Source organism: Vibrio sp. T11.5 (assembly GCF_027587155.1).
Lineage (GTDB): Bacteria > Pseudomonadota > Gammaproteobacteria > Enterobacterales > Vibrionaceae > Vibrio > Vibrio neptunius.
In genome coordinates this window covers 1-23,546 of record NZ_JAPPTP010000021.1, presented here as the reverse complement: position 1 = coordinate 23,546, position 23,546 = coordinate 1, and the positions used below count along the sequence as shown (strand labels likewise).

Below are 23,546 nucleotides of genomic sequence, written 5' to 3'. Positions count from 1 at the left end.
AGAGATCGTCGATCCTTATAATAGATCTAATAAAAGATCATATATAGAGATCCTATATTAATAAGCTTTGTCAGAGGCTTAGATTAAAAACGCGAAAAGCGATTTTCTATCAATGTGAAAGCAGGTAGAATAGCGCTCCTTTTTATCTGCCCATCTCTCTATTGAATACCAGAGGTCAGTTCATGCTTTATCACGAAAAATTTGACGTCATTGTTGTCGGTGGCGGACACGCAGGAACGGAAGCCGCACTCGCATCAGCTCGCACAGGACAAAAAACGCTGTTATTGACGCATAACATCGACACTTTAGGTCAGATGTCATGTAACCCAGCCATTGGCGGTATAGGTAAAGGCCACCTAGTCAAAGAAGTCGACGCGATGGGAGGCTTAATGGCCCAAGCTATCGATCACGCTGGTATTCAATTTAGAACCCTCAATGCATCCAAAGGTCCCGCAGTTAGAGCAACTCGTGCTCAAGCTGACCGTGCTCTGTACAAAGCTTATGTCCGTGAGGCTTTAGAAAATGCACAAAACCTAACTTTGTTCCAGCAATCTGTCGATGATCTGATTGTTGAGCAAGACAAAGCCGTAGGTGTTGTGACGCAAATGGGGCTTCGTTTCCACGCGAAAGCCATTGTATTAACAGTTGGTACTTTCCTTGGCGGTAAGATCCATATTGGTATGGAGAGCTCATCAGGGGGCCGTGCAGGCGATCCTCCATCGATCGCTTTAGCGGATCGTTTACGCGAACTGCCATTCAGAGTTGATCGCCTTAAAACAGGTACGCCACCAAGAATTGATGCACGTAGTGTTGATTTCTCCCAGTTGGAAACACAACATGGTGATAATCCAACACCAGTATTCTCCTTTATGGGCCAAAGAACGCAGCACCCACGTCAGATCCCATGTTTTATCACCCACACCAACGATCAAACACATGAAGTGATCCGCAATAACTTAGATCGTAGCCCTATGTATGCGGGCGTAATCGAGGGAATCGGTCCACGCTACTGCCCGTCGATTGAAGACAAAGTAATGCGTTTTGCTGACAAGAACAGCCATCAGATCTTTATCGAGCCTGAAGGACTGAACACGCATGAGCTTTATCCAAACGGTATATCAACCAGTTTGCCGTTTGATGTCCAAGTTCAAATTGTCCGTTCCATGAAAGGGTTTGAAAATGCCCACATCGTGCGACCAGGCTACGCGATAGAGTATGATTTCTTCGATCCACGTGATTTAAAACAGACTTACGAAACTAAATTTATTAATGGTTTGTTCTTCGCTGGCCAGATCAACGGTACCACTGGTTACGAAGAAGCTGCTGCGCAAGGCTTAATGGCTGGCTTGAACGCGAGTTTGTACAGTCAGGACAAAGAAGGTTGGAGTCCACGTCGTGATCAAGCTTACGTTGGCGTCTTGATTGATGACTTGTCCACGATGGGGACGAAAGAGCCATATCGAATGTTCACTTCACGCGCCGAGTATCGCTTGTTGCTGCGTGAAGATAACGCGGATTTGCGTCTAACAGAGCAGGCGCGTGAACTTGGTTTGATCGATGATCTTCGTTGGGCACGTTTCAACGAAAAGATCGACAACATGACCAAAGAGCGCCAGCGCCTGAAAGACACTTGGATGAATCCTAAATCACAAGGTATTGATGCGCTTAACCAATTACTAAAAACACCAATGGTGCGTGAAGCCAGTGGTGAAGATTTGCTGCGTCGTCCTGAGATGACCTATCAACAGCTGACAGAGCTAGAGGCCTTTGCGCCTGCGATGGAAGATCATCAGGCGGCAGAGCAAGTGGAAATCCAAGTTAAATACGAAGGTTACATTAAGCGTCAGCAAGACGAGATTGAAAAATCTCTACGCCATGAACATACGCACCTGCCACTTGATATGGATTACGCCAACGTGAAAGGCCTATCGAATGAAGTGGTGGCGAAATTGAATGAATCTAAGCCTGAATCTATTGGTATCGCATCACGCATTTCTGGAATTACACCAGCGGCTATTTCCATCTTGTTGGTTCATCTTAAGAAGCAAGGCATGCTGAAAAAAGGTGAGGAGGCATAATGAGTGTATTACGCCGTCAATTGGACTCACTGATTGCTAAAACCACGCTTGAAGTTTCAGATCGTCAACGAGAGCAACTTGTTGGTTATGTTGAAATGCTCAACAAATGGAACAAAGCTTATAATCTGACATCTGTACGTGATCCTAGTGACATGCTGGTGAAACACATTCTAGATAGCATAGTGGTCAGCACTCACTTACAAGGCCAACGTTTTATTGATGTTGGTACAGGTCCTGGCCTACCGGGGATCCCTTTGTCTATTATGAATCCAGACAAAGAGTTCTATTTGCTTGATAGCCTTGGCAAGCGTATTCGCTTCATAAAACAAGTGCTGCATGAACTCAAGATCGGTAATGTTACGCCGATTCAAAGCCGTGTTGAAGAATTTCAGCCACAAGACAAATTTGATGGCGTGTTGAGCCGAGCATTTGCTTCTATGGTTGATATGGTGGAGTGGTGTCATCACTTACCAAAAGAACAAACGGGCTGTTTTATGGCCCTCAAGGGCCAACTGCCTCAAGATGAAATTGACCAGCTTCCAGATTGGTGTTCTGTGACCGACATCAAAGCTTTACAAGTTCCTGAATTGGAAGGTGAGCGTCATCTAGTAATCTTAACCCGCAAGGAATAAAAGCGAGGTTCACCGTGGGAAAAATCGTAGCAATCGCCAACCAGAAAGGTGGAGTTGGTAAAACAACAACGTGTATCAACTTAGCCGCGTCTATGGCCGCGACCAAGCGTAAGGTCTTGGTGATTGATCTCGACCCGCAAGGTAACGCTACTATGGCTAGTGGCGTAGATAAGTATCAGGTGGATGCCACTGCTTATGAGTTGTTGGTTGAAGACGTCGCCTTTGATGATGTCGTGTGTCGCAAAACCTCTGGCAATTATGATTTGATTGCCGCCAACGGTGATGTTACTGCCGCTGAAATCAAACTAATGGAAGTGTTCGCACGTGAAGTTCGTCTTAAGCACGCTCTTGCGTCAGTTCGTGATAACTATGATTTCATCTTTATCGATTGTCCTCCATCGCTAAACCTTCTTACAATCAATGCCATGGCCGCAGCAGATTCGGTCTTGGTTCCTATGCAGTGCGAGTATTTTGCACTGGAAGGTTTAACAGCATTAATGGATACCATCAGTAAGCTGGCAGCGGTGGTAAATGAAAATCTTAAAATCGAAGGTCTGCTTCGCACCATGTATGACCCTCGTAACCGCTTGTCAAACGAAGTGTCCGATCAGTTGAAAAAGCACTTTGGTAACAAGGTGTACCGCACTGTTATTCCGCGTAATGTTCGTCTGGCTGAAGCGCCAAGTCATGGTAAACCAGCCATGTACTACGACAAATACTCCGCAGGCGCAAAAGCGTATCTGGCTCTAGCCGGAGAAATGCTGCGCCGCGATGAAGTCCCTGCATAACCCAACCAAAGGAATTTGTCTCATGTCTAAACGTGGTTTAGGTAAAGGGCTTGATGCTCTGCTTTCAACGAGCTCGCTCGCACGTGAAAAACAGCAAAGTGCACTGCACAGCCAAGAGCTTTCCTCTGATGGGGAACTGACGGATTTAAGCATCAACAGCCTTAAGCCTGGTGTCTATCAGCCGCGTAAGGATATGGAGCCTGAAGCACTGGAAGAACTAGCGGCTTCGATAGAGTCTCAGGGGATTATTCAGCCGATTGTGGTTCGTCAGGTTGAAAATGACAAATTTGAAATCATCGCAGGGGAACGACGTTGGCGTGCGGCACGTAAAGCGGGTCTAAAGCAGGTGCCGTGTGTGATCAAAAACGTTGACGATCGCGCAGCTATAGCGATGGCGTTGATCGAGAACATTCAGCGGGAAGATCTTAATGTGATCGAAGAGGCGGTCGCTCTAGATCGTCTTCAGGAAGAATTTTCTCTCACCCACCAGCAAGTGGCTGAGGTGATCGGTAAGTCGCGCGCTACTGTGAGTAACTTGTTGCGACTGAATCAGCTGGAAATGGACGTCAAGTATCTCCTTTCGGAAAAAATGCTCGAAATGGGTCACGCACGTGCACTCTTGGCATTGGAAGGAGAACAGCAGGTTGAGGTCGCTGAGCTAGTCGCGAAGAAGCGAATGACTGTTCGTCAGACAGAACAGTTAGTGAAAAAGTGTCTCCAGCCGCAATCTGAAGAGAAAAACGAGCTTCAAGACACTGAGGCACAACAAATGTCACAGAAATTGAGTGAAATGCTCAGTGCTAAAGTGGCAATCGTGCGTGCCAAGAACGGTGCGTCGAAAGTTACGATTAGTCTTGATGAGCCTCACAAATTAGAGCAACTGATTGCCAAGCTTGAAGGCTAAATGAGATAATTGATTTCGATCAATTGTGTAAAAAAACGAATTTTTGTGCGGAAGTTGTCGGTTTGTAAACAAAATTGTAACTTTTTGCGGTGTTTTAATTGCATTCAATAGGACTCACCGTATAATTTTCGCCAATTTCCCAGCATGAGGTAGTAACGCTGTGGATTTTACTCGAGGTACGAATACATGGTAGCTGCGTTAGCTAGACCAGGACGAGAGCTCGCAAAGCGATTGTTAATGATCCAGTTTGGCGCGGTTACACTAATGGCGGCAGGAATGGCAGTGGCTGTGAATGCTGAATGGGGGCTTTCAGCACTGATTGGTGGCGGCATTTTTGTTGTTGCTAATGCGGTGTTCGCATTGTTTGCTTTCATGTATGGTGGGGCTCGCGCTGCAAAGCGTATCGCGAACTCTTTCTATGCAGGTGAAGCACTGAAAATCCTTATCACAGTGGCGCTTTTTTCCTTTGCTTACATGTATATACAGGTGGAACTTGTTCCCCTTAAGCTAACCTATTTGCTGGCTCTAGGTATTAATATCTGTGCGCCAGTGCTATTCATTAACAACAAAAAATAGGATGAGTTATGGCTGCGCCAGGTGAAGCGCTAACTGCGTCCGGATACATTTCCCACCACCTTACAAACCTTTCTACTTATAAGTTAGGTCTTGTAGCGGAGGAGGCAAGTTTCTGGAACGTACATATCGATAGCCTGTTTTTTTCTTGGTTTACTGGTTTAATTTTCCTAGGAATCTTTTACAAGGTAGCAAAGAGAACAACAGCGGGTGTACCAGGTAAGCTTCAGTGTGCTGTAGAAATGATCGTTGAATTTGTCGCGGAAAACGTCAAAGACACGTTCCATGGACGCAACCCACTGATCGCGCCTTTAGCACTGACTATCTTTTGTTGGGTATTCTTAATGAACTTGATGGACTTAGTGCCAATCGACTTCTTACCTTACCCAGCAGAGCATTGGCTTGGTATTCCTTACCTTAAGGTTGTACCGTCTGCTGATGTGAATATCACCATGGCTATGGCTCTAGGCGTTTTCGCTCTGATGATTTACTACAGCATCAAAGTGAAAGGTCTAGGTGGATTCGCTAAAGAATTAGCACTACATCCATTCAATCACCCACTGATGATTCCGTTTAACCTACTGATTGAAGTGGTCTCGCTACTTGCGAAACCTCTGTCTCTTGGTATGCGTCTATTCGGTAACATGTTCGCGGGTGAGGTTGTATTCATTCTTTGTGCGGCAATGCTACCATGGTACTTGCAATGGATGGGTTCACTACCGTGGGCAATCTTCCATGTCTTGGTTATCACGATTCAAGCCTTCGTGTTTATGATGTTGACAATTGTTTACCTGTCAATGGCACACGAAGACAGTGATCATTAATTTTTTTAAAGCTTTTTATTTGGGCAACTAGCCAACAACTATAAATTGGAGATAGTAATGGAAACTTTACTGAGCTTTTCTGCAATCGCCGTAGGTCTTATCGTCGGTCTTGCTTCTCTTGGTACTGCGATTGGTTTCGCACTTCTAGGTGGTAAATTCCTTGAAGGTGCAGCACGTCAACCAGAAATGGCTCCTATGCTACAAGTTAAGATGTTCATCATCGCGGGTCTACTTGATGCGGTTCCAATGATCGGTATCGTAATCGCACTTCTATTCACATTCGCGAACCCATTCGTTGGTCAACTAGGTTAATCACTCTTAACTTTCGACAAGCTTTGGCTTGTTATTGATTAATACTAAGTCCGAATAGAAGGGGTAGCTGTTGTGAATATAAACGCAACTCTGCTAGGTCAAGCAATCTCGTTTGCACTGTTTGTGTGGTTCTGCATGAAGTATGTATGGCCGCCATTGATGCAAGCGATCGAAGAACGTCAGAAGAAAATTGCTGACGGTCTACAAGCAGCTGAACGTGCTGCAAAAGACTTGGATCTAGCGCAAGCAAACGCTTCTGAACAGATGAAAGAAGCGAAGCGCACAGCAACAGAGGTCATCGAGCAAGCGAACAAGCGCAAAGCCCAAATTCTAGATGAAGCTCGTGAAGAAGCTCAGGCAGAACGCCAGAAGATTCTTTCACAAGCGGAAGCTGAACTTGAAGCTGAACGCAACCGTGCTCGCGATGAGCTGCGCAAACAAGTTGCAACTCTGGCTGTAGCTGGTGCTGAGAAAATCATTGAGCGCTCAATCGATAAAGATGCGCACAAAGATATTCTCGACAACATTACTGCAAAACTTTAAGTCTGGGGGCGCCTATGTCTGATTTGACTACTATCGCACGCCCCTATGCTAAAGCAGCATTCGACTTTGCAGTGGAAAAAGGGGCGTTGGACCAATGGGGTCAGATGCTTTCTTTTGCTGCTGAAGTAGCTAAAAACGAACAGATGCACGAACTCCTAACGGGTTCGGTTTCTGCCGATAAACTGGCAGAAGTATTTGTAGCAGTTTGCGGCGATCAAGTTGATGCTCATGGCCAAAACCTATTGAAGGTGATGGCAGAGAATGGCCGATTAGCGGCCCTTCCTGATATTTGTGAACAGTTCTTTGCTCTTAAAAAAGAGCATGAGAAAGAAGTGGATGTTGAAGTTATTTCAGCATCAGATCTTTCTGATGAGCAGCTTGCAGGTATCAGCAGCAAACTTGAGCAGCGTCTTGAACGCAAAGTTAAGCTGAATTGCAGTGTAGATGAGGCCCTACTTGGTGGGGTGATTATTCGAGCCGGAGACTTAGTCATCGATGACTCAGCGCGTGGTCGTTTGAACCGCCTGAGCGATGCATTGCAGTCTTAATGGGGATTGGAGCATGCAACTTAATTCCACGGAAATCAGCGATCTAATCAAACAGCGTATCGAATCTTTCGATGTTGTTAGTGAAGCTCGCAATGAAGGTACTATCGTTTCGGTAAGCGATGGTATCATCCGCATTCACGGCCTAGCGGACGTGATGCAAGGTGAAATGATTGAATTACCGGGTGGCCGTTATGCACTGGCACTTAACCTTGAGCGTGACTCGGTTGGTGCAGTTGTAATGGGCCCATATGCTGACCTTAAGGAAGGCATGAAAGTTACAGGTACTGGTCGTATTCTTGAAGTACCAGTTGGTCCAGAACTACTAGGTCGCGTAGTAAACACGCTAGGTGAGCCTATCGATGGTAAAGGTCCAATCGAAGCGAAACTGTCTTCACCTGTAGAAGTGATTGCACCAGGTGTAATCGACCGTCAATCGGTTGATCAGCCTGTTCAAACTGGTTACAAATCTGTTGACTCAATGATCCCAATCGGTCGTGGTCAGCGTGAGCTTGTTATCGGTGACCGTCAGACTGGTAAAACAGCAATGGCGATCGATGCAATCATCAACCAGAAAGACTCTGGTATTTTCTCAATCTACGTAGCAATCGGTCAGAAAGCATCGACTATCGCCAACGTAGTTCGCAAACTAGAAGAGCACGGCGCGCTAGCGAACACTATCGTTGTTGTTGCATCTGCTTCTGAATCTGCAGCGCTACAATACCTAGCGCCATACGCAGGTTGTGCGATGGGTGAATACTTCCGTGATCGCGGCGAAGACGCACTGATTGTTTATGATGATCTATCTAAGCAAGCTGTCGCTTACCGTCAGATCTCTCTACTACTAAAACGTCCACCGGGTCGTGAAGCTTTCCCTGGTGATGTTTTCTACCTTCACTCTCGTCTACTAGAGCGTGCTGCTCGTGTAAGCGCAGAATACGTAGAAAAGTTCACTAACGGTGAAGTGAAAGGTAAGACTGGTTCTTTGACTGCTCTTCCTATCATCGAAACTCAAGCTGGTGACGTTTCAGCATTCGTACCGACTAACGTAATCTCGATTACCGATGGTCAGATCTTCCTACAGACTGAGCTATTCAACGCAGGTGTTCGCCCAGCGGTTGACCCAGGTATCTCAGTATCTCGTGTAGGTGGTTCAGCGCAGACGAAAATCATCAAGAAGCTATCTGGCGGTATCCGTACAGCACTAGCTCAGTACCGTGAACTTGCAGCATTCGCACAGTTCTCTTCTGATCTTGATGAAGCAACGAAGAAACAGTTAGACCACGGTCAAAAAGTTACAGAACTAATGAAGCAGAAGCAGTACGCTCCTATGTCTGTATTTGACCAAGCGCTAGTAATCTTCGCGGCAGAGCGTGGCTATTTAGCAGATGTTGAACTAAGCAAACTGCTAGATTTTGAAGCGGCTCTACTATCGTACGCTCGCGGTCAATACGCTGATTTCGCAGCTGAGATCGACAAGACGGGTGCATACAACAATGAAGTTGAAGCGCAGCTTAAGAAGCTGACTGACGACTTCGTGGCAACCCAAACTTGGTAATAGGTCGGTGGCAGTCTCTGCCACCAACTAATGGAGAGTAACGATGGCCGGCGCAAAAGAGATACGTAATAAAATCGGTAGTGTTAAAAGCACGCAGAAAATTACGAAAGCGATGGAAATGGTAGCAGCTTCAAAAATGCGTCGTTCTCAAGATGCAATGGAAGCTTCTCGTCCATACGCTGAAACAATGCGTAAAGTGATCGGTCACGTGGCAAACGCAAATCTAGAGTACCGTCATCCGTACCTAGAAGAGCGTGAAGCGAAGCGAGTTGGTTACATCATCGTTTCTACAGACCGCGGCTTGTGTGGTGGTTTGAACATTAACGTGTTCAAGAAAGCTGTTATAGACATGCAAGCTTGGAAAGAGAAAGGTGCTGAAGTGGAACTGGCGGTTGTCGGTTCAAAAGCTACGGCGTTTTTCAACAACAGTGGCGCTAAAGTCGCTGCGCAGGTTTCTGGTCTGGGCGACAGCCCAAGCTTAGAAGACCTAATCGGTTCTGTAAGCGTAATGCTGAAGAAATACGATGAAGGTGAACTGGACCGTCTGTATGTAGTGTTCAACAAATTTGTGAACACCATGGTTCAAGAACCAACGATCGATCAATTGCTACCTTTGCCTAAATCAGATAGCGAAGAAATGCAGCGTGAGCACTCATGGGACTACATCTATGAACCTGAGCCACAACCTCTGCTGGATGCACTGTTAGTGCGTTACGTAGAGTCTCAGGTATATCAAGGTGTGGTTGAGAACCTTGCTTGTGAGCAAGCGGCTCGAATGATTGCGATGAAAGCTGCAACAGACAACGCCAGCAACCTGATTGAAGACTTAGAACTTGTGTACAACAAAGCCCGTCAGGCTGCGATTACACAAGAACTGTCTGAAATCGTTTCAGGTGCTGCAGCGGTTTAAGCTTAGGTAAAACGAAATAGTTTAGAGGATTAACGATGGCTACAGGTAAGATCGTACAGATCATCGGTGCGGTAGTCGACGTAGAGTTCCCACAGAGCGAAGTACCTAGTGTATATGACGCTCTAAACGTAACGGACTCAAAAGAGCGTCTAGTTCTTGAAGTTCAACAACAGCTAGGCGGTGGCGTAGTTCGTTGTATCGTAATGGGTAGCTCTGATGGTTTACGTCGTGGAGTTGAAGTGGTTAACACTGGCGCTCCAATTTCGGTACCAGTAGGTACTAAGACCCTAGGTCGTATCATGAACGTTCTAGGTGACGCGATTGACGAGTGTGGTGAGATCGGTGCAGAAGAGACTTACTCTATTCACCGCGAAGCACCAAGCTACGAAGAGCAATCAAACGAAACAGCTCTACTAGAAACTGGCGTGAAAGTAATCGACCTAGTTTGTCCATTCGCTAAGGGTGGTAAAATCGGTCTATTCGGTGGTGCAGGTGTAGGTAAGACCGTTAACATGATGGAACTTATCAACAACATCGCACTACAACACTCTGGTCTATCTGTGTTCGCAGGTGTTGGTGAGCGTACTCGTGAAGGTAACGATTTCTACTTTGAAATGCAGGAAGCGGGCGTTGTAAACGTTGAGAAGCCTGAAGAATCAAAAGTAGCGATGGTTTACGGTCAGATGAACGAGCCACCAGGTAACCGTCTACGTGTTGCACTGACTGGTCTAACAATGGCTGAGCGTTTCCGTGACGAAGGTCGTGACGTACTACTGTTCGTTGATAACATCTACCGTTACACACTAGCGGGTACAGAAGTATCAGCACTTTTAGGTCGTATGCCATCTGCGGTAGGTTACCAGCCTACTCTAGCAGAGGAAATGGGTGTACTTCAGGAGCGTATCACGTCAACTAAGCAAGGTTCTATCACGTCTGTACAGGCGGTATACGTACCTGCAGATGACTTGACTGACCCGTCTCCTGCAACTACGTTCGCGCACTTGGATGCAACGGTTGTACTTAACCGTAACATCGCAGCGATGGGTCTATACCCAGCGATCGACCCACTAGATTCAACATCTCGTCAGCTTGACCCTCTAGTTGTAGGTCAAGAGCATTACGATATCGCTCGTAACGTTCAGCAGACACTTCAGCGCTATAAAGAGCTGAAAGACATCATCGCGATCCTAGGTATGGACGAGCTATCTGAAGAAGATAAGCAAGTTGTATCTCGTGCACGTAAGATTGAGCGTTTCCTAACTCAGCCTTACCACGTAGCGGAAGTATTCACTGGTGACCCTGGTATCTACGTACCTCTTAAAGAGACTCTACGTGGCTTCAAAGGTCTACTAGCTGGTGATTACGACGACATTCCAGAGCAAGCGTTCATGTACTGTGGTGCAATTGACGATGCTATCGAGAATGCGAAGAAGCTATAAGGCTAACTAGGAGGCGATATGGCACCAATAACCTTTCACCTAGACGTAGTAAGCGCTGAGAAGAAAATCTTTTCAGGTCGTGTTGAAACGTTTCAGGTGACCGGTAGCGAAGGTGAGCTAGGTATTTTCCACGGCCACACTCCGCTACTGACCGCTATCAAGCCTGGTATGGTGCGTATTGTGAAACAGCACGGCCACGAAGAAATCATTTATGTTTCTGGTGGTATGGTGGAAGTTCAGCCAGGTACAGCGACTGTGCTGGCTGATACGGCTATCCGTGGTGAAGAACTAGACGCAGCGAAGGCAGAAGAAGCCAAGCGTCGCGCTGAGGAGAGTATCCAGAATCAGCATGGCGATATGGACTTCGCTCAAGCGGCCAGTGAGCTGGCGAAAGCCATTGCTCAGCTACGTGTTATCGAGCTGACAAAGAAACGTCGTTAATTTAATTGCGGTGTTTTAAAAATGATAAAGGCGGTCATATGACCGCCTTTTTGCTTAATTTTTAACGGAAATTTTTCCAGATCAATTAACTAATTCCTGATTAGTGTCTAGAATAGCCATCAGTTTAACAACAAGCATATAGGTTACTGAATGAAATTTAGCGCGGTGATCCTCGCAGCGGGTAAAGGCACTCGCATGTATTCGAATAAGCCAAAAGTACTACATACCTTGGCAGGTAAACCCATGGTTAAACATGTGATTGATACGTGTACTGGTTTAGGCGCGCAGAATATTCATTTGGTTTACGGTCACGGCGGTGACCAGATGCAGGCTGAGCTGGCAGAGGAGTCTGTGAACTGGGTGCTGCAAGCGGATCAGTTAGGTACTGGTCACGCTGTGGATCAGGCTTCTCCTCAGTTTGAAGATGACGAGAAGATCCTCGTTCTCTACGGTGATGTACCGCTGATCTCAGAAGAGACTCTAGAAAGCCTATTGGATGCGCAGCCTACAGGTGGTATCGCGTTGCTGACGGTGGTACTGGATAATCCGATGGGCTATGGGCGAATCGTGCGTCGCAATGGCCCTGTTGTTGCCATCGTTGAACAGAAAGATGCGACGGAAGAGCAGAAGCTGATCAAAGAGATTAATACTGGTGTAATGGTTGCTACTGGCGGTGATCTTAAGCGTTGGTTATCTGGCCTGAACAACAATAACGCTCAGGGTGAATACTACTTAACGGATGTAATCGCAGCGGCTCACGATGAAGGTCGTGCGGTAGAAGCTGTTCATCCAGTAAACCCAATTGAAGTAGAAGGCGTTAACGACCGTGCTCAGTTAGCTCGTCTAGAGCGTGCTTTTCAGTCTATGCAAGCTCAAAAGTTGTTGGAGCAGGGCGTCATGTTACGCGATCCGGCACGTTTTGATCTGCGCGGTGAGTTGCAGTGTGGTATGGATTGTGAAATCGATACCAACGTCATCATTGAAGGCAAAGTTACCTTGGGCGACAACGTGATCATTGGTACTGGAAGTGTACTGAAAGATTGTGAAATCGACGACAATAGTATCATTCGCCCTTACAGTGTGATTGAAGGCGCGACGGTTGGTGAAGAGTGTACAGTTGGTCCGTTCACACGTTTACGCCCAGGTGCTGAGATGCGTAATGACTCTCATGTGGGTAACTTTGTTGAAGTGAAGAATGCACGCATTGGCGAGGGCTCTAAAGCAAATCACCTGACCTATTTGGGTGATGCGGAAATTGGTCAACGCACAAATATTGGTGCAGGCACGATCACTTGTAACTATGATGGCGCAAATAAATTTAAGACCATCATCGGTAACGATGTGTTTATTGGCTCTGACAGTCAGCTGGTGGCTCCTGTTACTATCGCGGATGGTTCAACCGTCGGCGCTGGCACGACATTAACTAAAGACGTTGCAGAAGGTGAGTTAGTGATTACTCGCGCGAAAGAGCGCAAAATCACAGGCTGGCAGCGCCCAGTGAAACAAAAGTAAACCTCAATTCTTAAAAAACGCCGCTTATTGCGGCGTTTTTTATAGCTAGTTACTTGGAATCGCAATACGTCGCTCTAGCCACCTGACTGCCTGCGATACCAACAGAATTAAAATCAGATACTCCAGCACCAGAAAGGTATAAATCTCAAGGGGTAAATACTCATTGACCACCAGCTCATTTGCTCGCCGCGTTAAATCGCTCAGTCCAATCACGCTGACCAACGAACTCATTTTCAAGATATAGACAAACTGGTTGCCGAGTGGTGGCAGGATTTGTCTAAATGCTTGTGGCAGGATGACCAAGCGCATTTTTTGCCAGTAATTCAGTCCGAGTGACTCAGCAGCCTCATGTTGCCCTTTGGCGATGGACTGGATCCCGCCGCGAAAAACTTCCGCCATGAAAGCACTTTCTGCAACGGTTAGGGCGATAACACCTGCCCAAAAATGATCGAGTGAGATATCCAGCAGTGTTGGTAGGCCGTAATAGACCCACAATAGCAGAACGAGTACAGGAATCGAGCGTATGACCTCAACATAAACTCTATTCAGGCCATTGATCCATCTTGAATTTGATAGTGAAGGTAGGGCAACCAACAAACCTATTAGCATTGCCAGAGTCATGCTCAATAGCGAAATCGTGATGGTGTCGTAAAATCCTGCGCTTAGAAACTTCAGGTTTGTCTGACCTTGCTCCGTCGAAGGATCGAGTACATACCAGCCCCATTGATAGTCACTACAGCCAGTGAGAAGGAGAGTGGTGGTCAGCCAGAAATAACGATAGGTCACATTACATCCTGTATTGTCTAAAAAAACTGCTTTGTTGCTGCTATGTTAGCAGTGAACGATCACAGAGCGTAATAACTTTAAGGAAGATTAAATGAACAAGTTCATCCTAGCACTCGGACTGTGTATTTTATCAATTGGTCAGGCAGCGGCCGAGACAAGTCGACTCCATGAGATTCTTGATAGCGGGGTGTTACGGGTAGGGACGACTGGGGACTGGAATCCGATGACAATGAAAGATCCGGCTACCGATAGCTACCGAGGCTTTGATATTGATGTAACCACTGAGCTGGCCAAAGATTTAGGCGTCAAAGTTGAATATGTTGCAACGGATTGGAAAACATTGGTCAACGGCATCACGGCCAATAAGTACGACATTACGGGCAGTGCCTCTTTGAATATGTCTCGCGCGAAGGTAGCCGGCTACAGCCAAGCGTATTTCTACTTGGCTTTCGTCCCTGTGGTACAGAAAAAAGATCTGCAAAAGTTCACAGACTGGAGCGATTTTGACAAGTCAGAGGTGAAAGTTGCTGCGACATTGGGGACGGTGCAAGAAAAGATGGTCAAAGAATTCTTTCCTTCGGCAAAACACATTGTGATTGAAGCGCCAGCGCGAGATTTCCAAGAGTTACTAGCTCGCCGTGCAGATGTTTCCGTGACATCGAACGTTGAAGCAGCAACGTTAGTTGAGAAGTTTAAACAACTCGCTATTGTACCTGTAAAAGAGCCACGCAAACCTACCCCGATTGCGATGCTGCTGCCGCAGGACGATCAAGTATGGATTAACTACATTAATCACTGGGTTGAACTGAAAAAGACCCAAGGCTTTTTCAGACAAACTGCTGAGAAATGGGGATTGAAGAGCAAGTAATTGCTTTGTCGAAGAAAGAGCCGCACAACGCGGCTCTTTTTAATTGGTTACTCGTCACTGACGACACGAGAATTGTCTGGGGCAGTAAACTGCTGCGATAATTGACGGTTAGAAACAATGTAGCCAATCCATAGACCGCTCATACAAATAACGATTGCAATACCTGTGACTACTTGAGCTTGGCTAGCCATCGCCGCGACTAACGCACTGGCGAGACTGCTGACGCAGATCTGCAAGCTATTTTGTAGCCCTGCCGCAGTCGCTGGGCTCTGCTTAGCGCTGGCCAATGCACGGTTGACGACAATCGGGTAAAGCGCACCGTTAGCGACGGCAATTAAGCAGAAGGGTGCAAGAATCGGCCAGATGGATGTGAGCTGCCATTGTGAGGCGATAAACACGAGTAGTGAGGCGACACTGAATAATCCAATCAACTGACGCAGTACTTTTTCATCCCCGTATTTGGCCACCCCTTTTTTGCCCAAGTAACCACCAGCCATAAAGGCGATCGTCTGAGGAATAAAACTGAGACCGATGTCTTTGGCTTCGTAGCCAAGCTGAGCCATGATTTCTGGCATACCGGTCAGATACGCAAAGAATGCAGCTGATGCGGTAGCAAACATCATGACGTTGCCCAGATAAGTCTTTGAGCTTACTAGTGCTTTGATATCTGAGCTCATGCTAGTCTGCTTAGCTGGCTCCTTTTCATTGCTTTGTGCCATCGTCGTGGCTACTAGCAACAATCCCATTAGTGTCAGAGCAACAAAAATACTGTGCCAGCCAAAGCTATCTGCCAGCACAACACCCAATTGCGGTGCTAAAGCAGGTGATAGCGCCACTAGTGGCATAATGGTGGCGAAGATTTGTTGGCTGCTGCTGGAGTAACGTTTGATGACCATCGCTTGCCAGATCACTGCAGGAGCGCAGACGCCGATGGCCTGAACGAAGCGAAGTGTCAGTAATTGCCAAACTTGATCGCTGAAAGCAAGACCAAAAGAGGCCACGGTAAACAAACCTAAACCTGCGGCTAGCGTATTTCGATGGCCAAATTTGTCCGATGCTAGTCCCCATAAAAGTTGGCCAATCGCCATACCGACTAGAAATACAGTCAAGGACAGTGCAATTTGTTCTGGGCCAGTAGCAAAATCACCTTCCATTGCTTTGAAGGCAGGTAAGTACATATCTGTGGCAATAAAACCTAGCATTGATAACGAGGCTAAATAGAAAAGTTGTAATTTAGAGATTTTCATTATCTTTCCATTCAAAAAAATTCATGGGTTGTTAAAGTTGGCGCCAACATTTTTATTAACTTTGCTATTCTATTTTTCGTGATAGTGAAATTGAAACGCTAAAATTTGCAGTTATTCATCAAAAAATTTGAAAGGTGGCTATGAGTGTATTTTCTCAAACTTCGTTAGAGCTGGTGGATACAGTGGCTCGTCTTGGCAGCTTTACAGCGGCAGCGGAGGTCTTGCATAAAGTGCCATCTGCCATTAGCTACAGCATTCGTCAAATGGAGCAGGAATTGGATGTTGTGCTGTTTCGTCGCTTACCAAGAAAGGTAGAGCTGACGCCCGCAGGGGAAGTGTTTCTTGAACAGGCTAGGGCAATGCTTCGACAAATGGAAGAAGTGAAAGCGCAAACCAAGCGTGCAGCGCACGGCTGGCAGAAAACACTCAAACTGACGTTAGATAATGTGGTTAAACTGGAGCGTCTCAAGCCATTGATTGAAGATTTTTATCAAACCTTTCCTTACGCTGAGCTGCAGATCAATATGGAAGTGTTCAACGGTTCTTGGGAGGCCATATCTCAGGGCAGAGCTGATATTGTCATTGGGGCGACGTCGGCGATTCCTGTGGGGGGAGATTTTGAAGTTCGGGATATGGGTATCTTAGATTGGGCATTTGTCACTTCACCTAGTCACGCTTGTGTACGCCAGCAAAACCTTACTGAAGAATTTGTCAGTCAGTTTCCTGCGATCTGCCTTGATGATACTTCCAATGTACTGCCCAAACGTCACACTGGTCATTATCCTCACCAGCGCCGTTTACTGCTGCCTAACTGGTACAGTGCCATCGAGTGCTTAAAAAATGGGGTCGGCGTAGGCTATATGCCACGTCATATCGCGATGCCACTGATCCATGAAGGTCAGTTGGTTGAGAAGTTATTGCCAGATGACAAGCCAATCAGTCGCTGTTGCCTAGTTTGGCGCAAAGATGACAATCACAAATTGATTCAGTGGATGGTGGATTATCTAGGTAGTGGGGATAAGTTACATAACGACTGGCTGCGTTATGCATCAAACTGAGTTAAAACCAATTAGCAAAGACATTCGACTTGAAGCCATGAAGTTTAAAACTATCTCAATGAGCTCGGATGTCTGTAGTTGAATGAGAAGAAAGCCTCGTTGTTCAAATAAAAAGGCCTGCTGAGCAGGCCTTTTTGTGTAGTTCAATGTCAACTAAGGGCGTTCAAATACAGTGGCAATCCCCTGGCCTAAACCGATACACATAGTCGCTAAACCATACTTGGCGTCTTTTGACTCCATCAAGTTGATCAATGTAGTTGAGATGCGTGAGCCAGAACAACCTAGTGGGTGCCCTAGTGCAATAGCACCGCCATTGAGGTTAACCTTATCGTCCATCACATCTAGCAGACCTAGGTCTTTTGCACATGGAAGTGATTGAGCTGCAAAGGCTTCATTAAGTTCAACTACATCCATATCTTCAATTGACAGGCCAGCTCGTTTCAGAGCTTTCTGGGTTGCAGGAACTGGACCGTAACCCATGATAGACGGATCGCAGCCCGCAATTGCCATACCTTTAATACGAGCTCGAATCGTAAGCCCGAGCTCATTGGCTTTATCTTCACTCATGATCAGCATGGCGGACGCGCCATCTGAAAGGGCGGATGACGTACCAGCTGTAACTGTACCATTCGCAGGGTCAAATACCGGACGAAGCTGAGAAAGCCCTTCTACTGATGTTTCTGGACGAATCACCTCATCGTGGTCTAGCGTGAAAAGGGTGCCATCGGCAGCGTGCCCCTCTGTTGGCAGGATCTCGTTCTTAAAACGACCTTCAACCGTTGCAGCGTGGGCTCGAGCATGAGAGCGTGCGGCAAATTCGTCTTGCTGTTCACGGCTGATGCCGTGTAGCTTACCCAGCATTTCAGCTGTCAGACCCATCATACCCGCTGCCTTCGCTACGTTTTTAGACATGCCTGGGTGGAAATCAACACCGTGATTCATCGGCACGTGGCCCATGTGTTCAACACCACCAATCAGACATATTTCAGCATCGCCTGTCATTATAGCGCGTGTACCATCATGCAATGCTTGCATTGATGAACCACATAGGCGATTGACAGTTACCGCACCAATTTCAATTGGCAAGCCTGCAAGTAGTGCTGCATTACGCGCAACGTTGAAGCCTTGTTCTAACGTTTGCTGTACACAGCCCCAGTAGATGTCTTCAATCTCGCTCGGATTAACTTGAGGGTTACGAGCCAGAATTCCTTTCATCAAATGGGCTGATAAATCTTCAGCTCGTGTGTGTCGGAAAGCGCCACCTTTGGAGCGCCCCATTGGTGTACGCAGACAATCTACGACAACGACGTTTCTTGTTTGTAAAGCCATGTGGGAATCTCCTTAGATAGAACCGTGTTGCTGAGTGCCATAGAAGGTTTCGCCTTTGGCAGCCATATCAATCAGCATTTGTGGAACCTGATACATAGCACCAAGACCTTGGTGCTGCTCTGCCATCGCTACAAATTCAGCGATACCCACACTATCTAGGTAGCGGAACACACCGCCGCGGAATGGAGGGAATCCTAGACCGTATACCAATGCCATGTCGGCTTCCTGCGGAGAAGCAATAATGCCTTCCTGCAAACACAGTACGACTTCATTAATCATTGGAATCATCATACGTTGAATGATGGTTTGATCGTCGAACTCTTGAGATTGACTGCATACCTCAGACAAAATCGGTAAAACCTCGTCACTGAAGGTCTTTTTCGGTTTACCACGTTTATCGACACTGTAGCTATAGAAGCCGCTGCCATTCTTTTGCCCGTACTTATTGGCGTCAAACAATGCATCAATGGCGTCGCGAGATGATTTACCCATACGCTCAGGGAAACCTTGCGCCATGACTTCTTGTGCGTGGTGTGCAGTATCAATTCCCACTACATCTAGTAGGTAAGCTGGGCCCATCGGCCAGCCAAACTGGCGCTCCATGATTTTGTCGACTTTAGTAAAGTCTGCACCATCACGAAGTAGCATGCTGAAGCCGCCAAAGTACGGGAAGAGTACACGGTTAACGAAGAAACCTGGACAGTCATTGACCACGATTGGCGATTTACCCATCTTAGCGGCGTAAGCGACAACACGATTGATGGTTTCATCAGAGGTGTGTTCACCACGGATGATCTCAACGAGAGGCATTCGATGCACTGGGTTGAAGAAGTGCATTCCACAGAAATTTTCTGGGCGCTGAAGCGACTTGGCCAACAAGTTAATTGGGATAGTTGAAGTATTGGAAGTGATGACAGTATCTTCGCTGACCTGTTGTTCTACTTCACTTAATACGGCGGCTTTGACTTTCGGGTTTTCTACTACCGCTTCAACAATCACATCCGAAGTTTCAATCCCCGCGTAATGTAGGCTAGGAGTAATTGATGCTAGAATACCCGCCATCTTAAATCCATCGATACGGCCGCGTGACAAGCGCTTATTGAGCAGCTTAGAGGCTTCTGTCATGCCGAGGTCCAAAGATGCCTGAGCAATGTCTTTCATCATAACCGGCACGCCTTTGAGGGCCGACTGGTAAGCAATACCGCCACCCATAATGCCTGCACCTAGTACGGCTGCGCGTTCAGTTTGTTTGTTGGCATGTTTTGCCGCTTTCTTGGCAATGCCCTTGATGTACTGGTCGTTAAGGAAAAGGCCAACCAGCGCTTTCGCTTCTTCGGATTTAGCAAGTTTGATGAAGTACTTACGTTCAATATCTAGGGCTTCATTACGTGCAAAACGTGAACCTTCTTCAATGGCGATGACCGCTTTCATTGGCGCAGGGTAGTGTGGGCCTGCTTTTTGTGCCACTAAACCTTTTGCCATAGTGAAGCTCATCATGGCTTCTAACTTACTTAGGGTCAGTGCAGAGGTTTTTTGTTTACGGCGTTGCTGCCAATCTAGCTTCTCATTAATTGCTTGTTTGAGTGTTGCTAGTGCTGATTCATACAGTGATTCACTGTCGACAACAGCATCTAGCAGACCAATTTTTAGCGCTTCATCTGCGCGGCAAGCTTTGCCTTGTGTGATGATTTCCATGGCACTGTCAGCACCAATGACGCGAGGGAGGCGCACACAGCCGCCAAAGCCAGGCATGATACCGAGTTTTGTTTCTGGTAAGCCAATGCTGGTGGTTTTATCACCAATGCGCATGTCAGTAGCGAGTACACACTCACATCCTCCACCAAGAGTATGACCTTTCAGTACAGAAATGGTTGGTACAGGCAGATCTTCAAGCTTATTGAAGATGCTGTTGGCAAATTGTAGCCACTTATCGAGTTCGGCTTCTTCCTTAGCAAATAGACCTAAGAATTCTGTGATATCTGCGCCGACAATGAAGGCATTTTTATCTGAAGTCAGTAACAGGCCTTTTAGACCCTGGTATGCATTCAGGGCATCCAAAGCTTTATCGAGTGATTCCAGAGTGGCGAGGTCGAGCTTGTTGACAGAATTTGGTGAGCAGAAACTTAGCTCAGCGATACCGTCGTGTAATTCCTTTACCTGTAGGGTTTCGGCTTGGTAAATCATTATCTATCTCCATGACATACAATCTTGGGATTGCGCGTATACCAGCCTCAAGCACACGGCTTGTGGGCCAGCATATAGAAATGTCGCTTTATTCTTATTCTGGTTAGACCAGTTGTCTTAGTGTGGACTCAGCTAGAGTTAAATTCAATACATTTTTTAAACAAGTGTTTAACATTGTGCGCTGTGGCCGATCTTTTAAGGGCTCTTATTAGGAGAGCATGATAAAATGGCATGATAATAAAAACTGACGCAATGATATGAACGACCAGCCCTATCTTATTCCAGCTCAACTTGCTCAATTTGAAGAAGAAATTAAGAAAAGTGTATTTATCACTCAGCTGGTACATACTCCTTCGATAGAGGCTGCCAAGGCTTTTGTTGAGCAGGTAAAAATGCAGCATTCAGATGCGAGGCATAACTGCTGGGGGTTCGTAGCAGGCCGACCAGAAGACTCTATGCAATGGGGGTTTAGTGATGATGGGGAGCCATCCGGTACGGCCGGCAAACCTATCTTAGCTCAACTATCCGGGTCTGGTGTGGGCGAGATTACAGCAGTTGTGACTCGTTACTCTGGCGGAATCAAGCTAGGCACGGGTGGTTTGGTCAAGGCATATGGTGGTGGTGTTCAGCAGGCTCTCAAGCTGCTTCAAACTATTGAGAAAAAAATAACCACAAAGCTATTCCTGGAGTTAGACTATGGCTTAATTGCTATTATCCAGAACCTATTGCCGCAATTTGGCGCGCAACAAGTGGACACTGACTATAGTGAACAAGTAAAGATGGTCGTGGAAATTGAGCTTCGCTATGTGAGTGACTTTACCCAAACCATAATCAACAAAAGTGGGGCCAGAGTTTTGGTTACCCCTTTAGACGGAAAATAAAGAGAATCAGGAAGTCGGAAGCTCAGCTTCAGTCATCATCTATCCATGCAGTTTCGTTCAATTATTCGAATTGTCGGGCTATTGCTCGCACTCTTTAGTGTCTCAATGCTAGCGCCTGCGCTAGTCGCGTTGATTTATCGTGACGGAGCGGGTGTGCCATTTGTCACCACTTTCTTTGTCCTACTTATCTGTGGTGCTATCTGCTGGTGGCCAAATCGACGCCATAAACATGAACTTAAAGCGCGAGATGGTTTCCTTATCGTTGTTTTGTTTTGGACGGTTATAGGTAGTGCGGGGTCGCTTCCTTTCTTACTCTCTGATAACCCTAACGTGTCAGTAACAGACGCCTTTTTTGAATCTTTTTCTGCCCTGACCACCACTGGAGCCACGGTCATTGTTGGACTTGATGAGCTCCCTAAAGCAGTACTTTTTTATCGTCAATTCCTACAGTGGTTTGGTGGAATGGGAATCATTGTACTTGCCGTCGCTATTTTGCCTGTATTGGGTATCGGGGGAATGCAGTTATATCGAGCTGAGATTCCCGGCCCTGTGAAAGACAGTAAGATGACACCAAGAATTGCTGAAACAGCAAAGGCGCTGTGGTACATCTATCTGAGCTTAACGATCACATGTGCCTTGGCGTTCTGGCTGGCGGGAATGACACCGTTCGATGCCATCGGCCATAGTTTTTCTACGATAGCCATTGGTGGCTTCTCAACTCATGACGCTAGTATGGGCTACTTTGATAGCTACGCGATTAACATGATTACAGTCGTATTCTTATTGATCTCTGCTTGTAACTATTCTTTGCATTTTGCCGCGTTTGCGTCTGGTGGTGTTCATCCTAAGTACTATTGGAAGGATCCTGAATTTCGCGCTTTTATCTTCATACAGGCACTCCTCTTTGTTGTATGCTTCCTTATCTTGCTGAATCACCATTCCTACGATTCTGTTTATGATGCGTTCGACCAGGCGCTGTTCCAGACTGTGTCTATCTCAACCACTGCTGGTTTTACGACAACGGGCTTTTCAGAGTGGCCTCTATTTCTACCTGTATTGCTATTGTTCTCTTCTTTTATCGGAGGCTGTGCTGGTTCAACGGGTGGCGGTATGAAAGTCATACGTGTTTTGTTACTCACCCTCCAAGGAGCACGTGAGTTAAAGCGTTTGGTACACCCGAGAGCAGTCTACACCATCAAAGTCGGTGGTACGGCACTGTCTCAACGTGTGGTTGATGCGGTATGGGGGTTCTTCTCTGCTTATGCTTTAGTCTTTGTCGTATGTATGCTAGGTCTGATAGCCACAGGTATGGATGAGCTCAGTGCCTTTTCTGCAGTGGCCGCAACTCTAAATAACCTTGGTCCAGGCTTAGGAGAAGTCGCCCTTAATTTTGGTGATGTCAATGATAAAGCCAAATGGGTGTTAATTGTCTCTATGCTGTTTGGACGTCTTGAAATATTTACTTTATTGATTCTACTAACTCCGACATTTTGGCGTAGTTAAGGAGCTTTTGTGACCAAAGCACTATTTCTTTACTCTTCTCGCGAAGGGCAAACCCAAAAGATACTTCGTTATATAGAGCAAGAACTAGCGGAGTTTGACGTGGAAACCCAAGATCTACACAGTGCGGAAAATATCGATTTCGCATCGTATGACAAGGTATTGATTGGAGCTTCAATTCGATATGGCCATTTGAACAAACGTCTGTACCAGTTTATTGAACGGTATAAACAACAGCTAGATTCTAATAAGGTTGCCTTCTTCTGTGTCAATCTGACTGCCAGAAAAGAAACGCAAGGTAAGGACACACCTGAAGGTAGTGCTTACATTCGCAAGTTCTTAGTCAAGTCATCTTGGAAACCCAAGTTAATCGGCGTATTCGCAGGTGCTCTTTACTATCCACGATATAATTGGTTCGATAAAATGATGATTAAGCTAATTATGAGCATGACTGGAGGGGAGACGGACACGAGTAAAGAGATCGAATACACCAACTGGAAAAAGGTCTCGTTATTCGCTCAAAAGTTTAGCAATTTTTGAAGATAAGAGTGATATTTGGTCGTTTGGGGTCAAGCTTTAACCGAAAGGTAAGAAAAACTAAAAAAATCATCAAAAGGGGTTGCCAAGAAAATCT

The 23,546-nt window shown here is 46.3% G+C and carries 23 protein-coding genes; 19 read left to right on the top strand and 4 right to left on the bottom strand.

Annotated elements, in window-relative coordinates:
- The first annotated feature begins 182 nt into the window (after positions 1-182).
- The 14 genes from mnmG (at position 183) to glmU (ending at position 13,059) form a co-directional block, all read left to right on the top strand.
- Positions 183-2,078 carry a tRNA uridine-5-carboxymethylaminomethyl(34) synthesis enzyme MnmG gene (gene mnmG / locus OH455_RS17940; protein WP_045973979.1) on the top strand — a complete coding sequence of 632 codons (1,896 nt, stop codon included), beginning with the start codon at positions 183-185 and terminating at the stop codon, positions 2,076-2,078.
- The gene (gene rsmG / locus OH455_RS17935; RefSeq protein WP_269982291.1) at positions 2,078-2,710 is read left to right on the top strand and encodes a 16S rRNA (guanine(527)-N(7))-methyltransferase RsmG; all 633 of its coding nucleotides are present in this window, start codon (positions 2,078-2,080) and stop codon (positions 2,708-2,710) included. The genes mnmG and rsmG overlap by 1 nt, the downstream gene beginning before the upstream one ends.
- Before the next feature lie 14 nt (positions 2,711-2,724).
- Positions 2,725-3,498, top strand: coding sequence for a ParA family protein (locus OH455_RS17930; RefSeq protein ID WP_006957452.1), 774 nt, complete (start codon positions 2,725-2,727; stop codon positions 3,496-3,498).
- A 22-nt stretch (positions 3,499-3,520) separates the two neighbouring features.
- Complete coding sequence (locus tag OH455_RS17925; RefSeq protein WP_269982290.1) at positions 3,521-4,402, top strand: ParB/RepB/Spo0J family partition protein; 882 nt, start codon at positions 3,521-3,523, stop codon at positions 4,400-4,402.
- Between the two features lie 186 nt (positions 4,403-4,588).
- A complete protein-coding gene (locus OH455_RS17920) occupies positions 4,589-4,978 on the top strand; it encodes a F0F1 ATP synthase subunit I (RefSeq protein ID WP_019273969.1) in 390 nt (129 codons plus the stop codon).
- Between the two features lie 8 nt (positions 4,979-4,986).
- A complete protein-coding gene (gene atpB, locus OH455_RS17915) occupies positions 4,987-5,799 on the top strand; it encodes a F0F1 ATP synthase subunit A (RefSeq protein ID WP_006957449.1) in 813 nt (270 codons plus the stop codon).
- A 57-nt stretch (positions 5,800-5,856) separates the two neighbouring features.
- Positions 5,857-6,111: a F0F1 ATP synthase subunit C gene (gene atpE / locus OH455_RS17910; protein WP_006957448.1), complete on the top strand. Its 255-nt coding sequence runs from the start codon at positions 5,857-5,859 to the stop codon at positions 6,109-6,111.
- Positions 6,112-6,183: 72 nt separating this feature from the next.
- Positions 6,184-6,654, top strand: a complete 471-nt coding sequence (gene atpF / locus OH455_RS17905; protein WP_006957447.1) for a F0F1 ATP synthase subunit B — start codon at positions 6,184-6,186, stop codon at positions 6,652-6,654.
- A 14-nt stretch (positions 6,655-6,668) separates the two neighbouring features.
- Positions 6,669-7,202 (top strand): F0F1 ATP synthase subunit delta, encoded by a 534-nt coding sequence (atpH, locus tag OH455_RS17900; protein ID WP_021458003.1) that lies wholly within the window; start codon positions 6,669-6,671, stop codon positions 7,200-7,202.
- A gap of 13 nt (positions 7,203-7,215) precedes the next feature.
- Positions 7,216-8,757 (top strand): F0F1 ATP synthase subunit alpha, encoded by a 1,542-nt coding sequence (atpA, locus tag OH455_RS17895; protein ID WP_239838788.1) that lies wholly within the window; start codon positions 7,216-7,218, stop codon positions 8,755-8,757.
- A gap of 43 nt (positions 8,758-8,800) precedes the next feature.
- On the top strand, positions 8,801-9,667 hold the full coding sequence (atpG, locus tag OH455_RS17890) for a F0F1 ATP synthase subunit gamma (protein ID WP_006957444.1): 867 nt from the start codon (positions 8,801-8,803) through the stop codon (positions 9,665-9,667).
- 35 nt (positions 9,668-9,702) lie between these two features.
- Entirely contained in the window at positions 9,703-11,106 is a 1,404-nt protein-coding gene (gene atpD / locus OH455_RS17885) for a F0F1 ATP synthase subunit beta (RefSeq protein WP_006957443.1), read from the top strand.
- An 18-nt stretch (positions 11,107-11,124) separates the two neighbouring features.
- A complete protein-coding gene (locus tag OH455_RS17880; protein ID WP_006957442.1) occupies positions 11,125-11,547 on the top strand; it encodes a F0F1 ATP synthase subunit epsilon in 423 nt (140 codons plus the stop codon).
- Between the two features lie 150 nt (positions 11,548-11,697).
- Positions 11,698-13,059 (top strand): bifunctional UDP-N-acetylglucosamine diphosphorylase/glucosamine-1-phosphate N-acetyltransferase GlmU, encoded by a 1,362-nt coding sequence (gene glmU, locus OH455_RS17875; RefSeq protein ID WP_269982289.1) that lies wholly within the window; start codon positions 11,698-11,700, stop codon positions 13,057-13,059.
- 45 nt (positions 13,060-13,104) lie between these two features.
- Here glmU and OH455_RS17870 read toward each other — a convergent pair whose 3' ends face one another.
- A complete protein-coding gene (locus tag OH455_RS17870) occupies positions 13,105-13,845 on the bottom strand; it encodes an amino acid ABC transporter permease (RefSeq protein WP_269982288.1) in 741 nt (246 codons plus the stop codon).
- A 91-nt stretch (positions 13,846-13,936) separates the two neighbouring features.
- On the opposite strand from OH455_RS17870, the gene OH455_RS17865 reads away from it, so the two are divergent.
- Positions 13,937-14,713 carry a transporter substrate-binding domain-containing protein gene (locus OH455_RS17865; RefSeq protein WP_269982287.1) on the top strand — a complete coding sequence of 259 codons (777 nt, stop codon included), beginning with the start codon at positions 13,937-13,939 and terminating at the stop codon, positions 14,711-14,713.
- 47 nt (positions 14,714-14,760) lie between these two features.
- Here the strand turns inward: OH455_RS17865 and punC are convergent, their stop codons facing one another.
- Complete coding sequence (punC, locus tag OH455_RS17860) at positions 14,761-15,960, bottom strand: purine nucleoside transporter PunC (protein WP_269982286.1); 1,200 nt, start codon at positions 15,958-15,960, stop codon at positions 14,761-14,763.
- Positions 15,961-16,100: 140 nt separating this feature from the next.
- Here punC and punR point away from each other — a divergent pair, with 140 nt between their 5' ends.
- Entirely contained in the window at positions 16,101-17,018 is a 918-nt protein-coding gene (punR, locus tag OH455_RS17855) for a DNA-binding transcriptional activator PunR (RefSeq protein WP_206375662.1), read from the top strand.
- A gap of 153 nt (positions 17,019-17,171) precedes the next feature.
- Here punR and fadA read toward each other — a convergent pair whose 3' ends face one another.
- Both fadA and fadB read right to left on the bottom strand, forming a co-directional pair.
- Positions 17,172-18,347 carry an acetyl-CoA C-acyltransferase FadA gene (fadA, locus tag OH455_RS17850; protein WP_045973987.1) on the bottom strand — a complete coding sequence of 392 codons (1,176 nt, stop codon included), beginning with the start codon at positions 18,345-18,347 and terminating at the stop codon, positions 17,172-17,174.
- Positions 18,348-18,359: 12 nt separating this feature from the next.
- A complete protein-coding gene (gene fadB / locus OH455_RS17845) occupies positions 18,360-20,531 on the bottom strand; it encodes a fatty acid oxidation complex subunit alpha FadB (RefSeq protein ID WP_269982285.1) in 2,172 nt (723 codons plus the stop codon).
- Positions 20,532-20,788: 257 nt separating this feature from the next.
- On the opposite strand from fadB, the gene OH455_RS17840 reads away from it, so the two are divergent.
- The 3 genes from OH455_RS17840 to hemG are packed head-to-tail and all read left to right on the top strand — an operon-like array spanning position 20,789 to position 23,452.
- Positions 20,789-21,412, top strand: coding sequence for a YigZ family protein (locus OH455_RS17840; RefSeq protein ID WP_269982284.1), 624 nt, complete (start codon positions 20,789-20,791; stop codon positions 21,410-21,412).
- A gap of 45 nt (positions 21,413-21,457) precedes the next feature.
- Entirely contained in the window at positions 21,458-22,915 is a 1,458-nt protein-coding gene (locus tag OH455_RS17835) for a TrkH family potassium uptake protein (RefSeq protein WP_045973990.1), read from the top strand.
- A gap of 9 nt (positions 22,916-22,924) precedes the next feature.
- Complete coding sequence (gene hemG / locus OH455_RS17830; protein WP_269982283.1) at positions 22,925-23,452, top strand: menaquinone-dependent protoporphyrinogen IX dehydrogenase; 528 nt, start codon at positions 22,925-22,927, stop codon at positions 23,450-23,452.
- The last annotated feature ends 94 nt before the right edge of the window (positions 23,453-23,546 follow it).

Bases quoted from the DNA above. Each gene is read 5' to 3' on its own strand.
- OH455_RS17865 (WP_269982287.1), top strand. From the start codon at position 13,937: ATGAACAAGTTCATCCTAGCACTCGGACTGTGTATTTTATCAATTGGT.
- atpG (WP_006957444.1), top strand. From the start codon at position 8,801: ATGGCCGGCGCAAAAGAGATACGTAATAAAATCGGTAGTGTTAAAAGC.
- rsmG (WP_269982291.1), top strand. From the start codon at position 2,078: ATGAGTGTATTACGCCGTCAATTGGACTCACTGATTGCTAAAACCACG.
- atpD (WP_006957443.1), top strand. From the start codon at position 9,703: ATGGCTACAGGTAAGATCGTACAGATCATCGGTGCGGTAGTCGACGTA.
- mnmG (WP_045973979.1), top strand. From the start codon at position 183: ATGCTTTATCACGAAAAATTTGACGTCATTGTTGTCGGTGGCGGACAC.
- fadB (WP_269982285.1), bottom strand. From the start codon at position 20,531: ATGATTTACCAAGCCGAAACCCTACAGGTAAAGGAATTACACGACGGT.
- OH455_RS17835 (WP_045973990.1), top strand. From the start codon at position 21,458: ATGCAGTTTCGTTCAATTATTCGAATTGTCGGGCTATTGCTCGCACTC.
- atpB (WP_006957449.1), top strand. From the start codon at position 4,987: ATGGCTGCGCCAGGTGAAGCGCTAACTGCGTCCGGATACATTTCCCAC.
- OH455_RS17880 (WP_006957442.1), top strand. From the start codon at position 11,125: ATGGCACCAATAACCTTTCACCTAGACGTAGTAAGCGCTGAGAAGAAA.
- OH455_RS17840 (WP_269982284.1), top strand. From the start codon at position 20,789: ATGAACGACCAGCCCTATCTTATTCCAGCTCAACTTGCTCAATTTGAA.
- punR (WP_206375662.1), top strand. From the start codon at position 16,101: ATGAGTGTATTTTCTCAAACTTCGTTAGAGCTGGTGGATACAGTGGCT.
- OH455_RS17920 (WP_019273969.1), top strand. From the start codon at position 4,589: ATGGTAGCTGCGTTAGCTAGACCAGGACGAGAGCTCGCAAAGCGATTG.
- atpH (WP_021458003.1), top strand. From the start codon at position 6,669: ATGTCTGATTTGACTACTATCGCACGCCCCTATGCTAAAGCAGCATTC.
- atpA (WP_239838788.1), top strand. From the start codon at position 7,216: ATGCAACTTAATTCCACGGAAATCAGCGATCTAATCAAACAGCGTATC.
- atpE (WP_006957448.1), top strand. From the start codon at position 5,857: ATGGAAACTTTACTGAGCTTTTCTGCAATCGCCGTAGGTCTTATCGTC.
- punC (WP_269982286.1), bottom strand. From the start codon at position 15,960: ATGAAAATCTCTAAATTACAACTTTTCTATTTAGCCTCGTTATCAATG.
- fadA (WP_045973987.1), bottom strand. From the start codon at position 18,347: ATGGCTTTACAAACAAGAAACGTCGTTGTCGTAGATTGTCTGCGTACA.
- glmU (WP_269982289.1), top strand. From the start codon at position 11,698: ATGAAATTTAGCGCGGTGATCCTCGCAGCGGGTAAAGGCACTCGCATG.
- OH455_RS17925 (WP_269982290.1), top strand. From the start codon at position 3,521: ATGTCTAAACGTGGTTTAGGTAAAGGGCTTGATGCTCTGCTTTCAACG.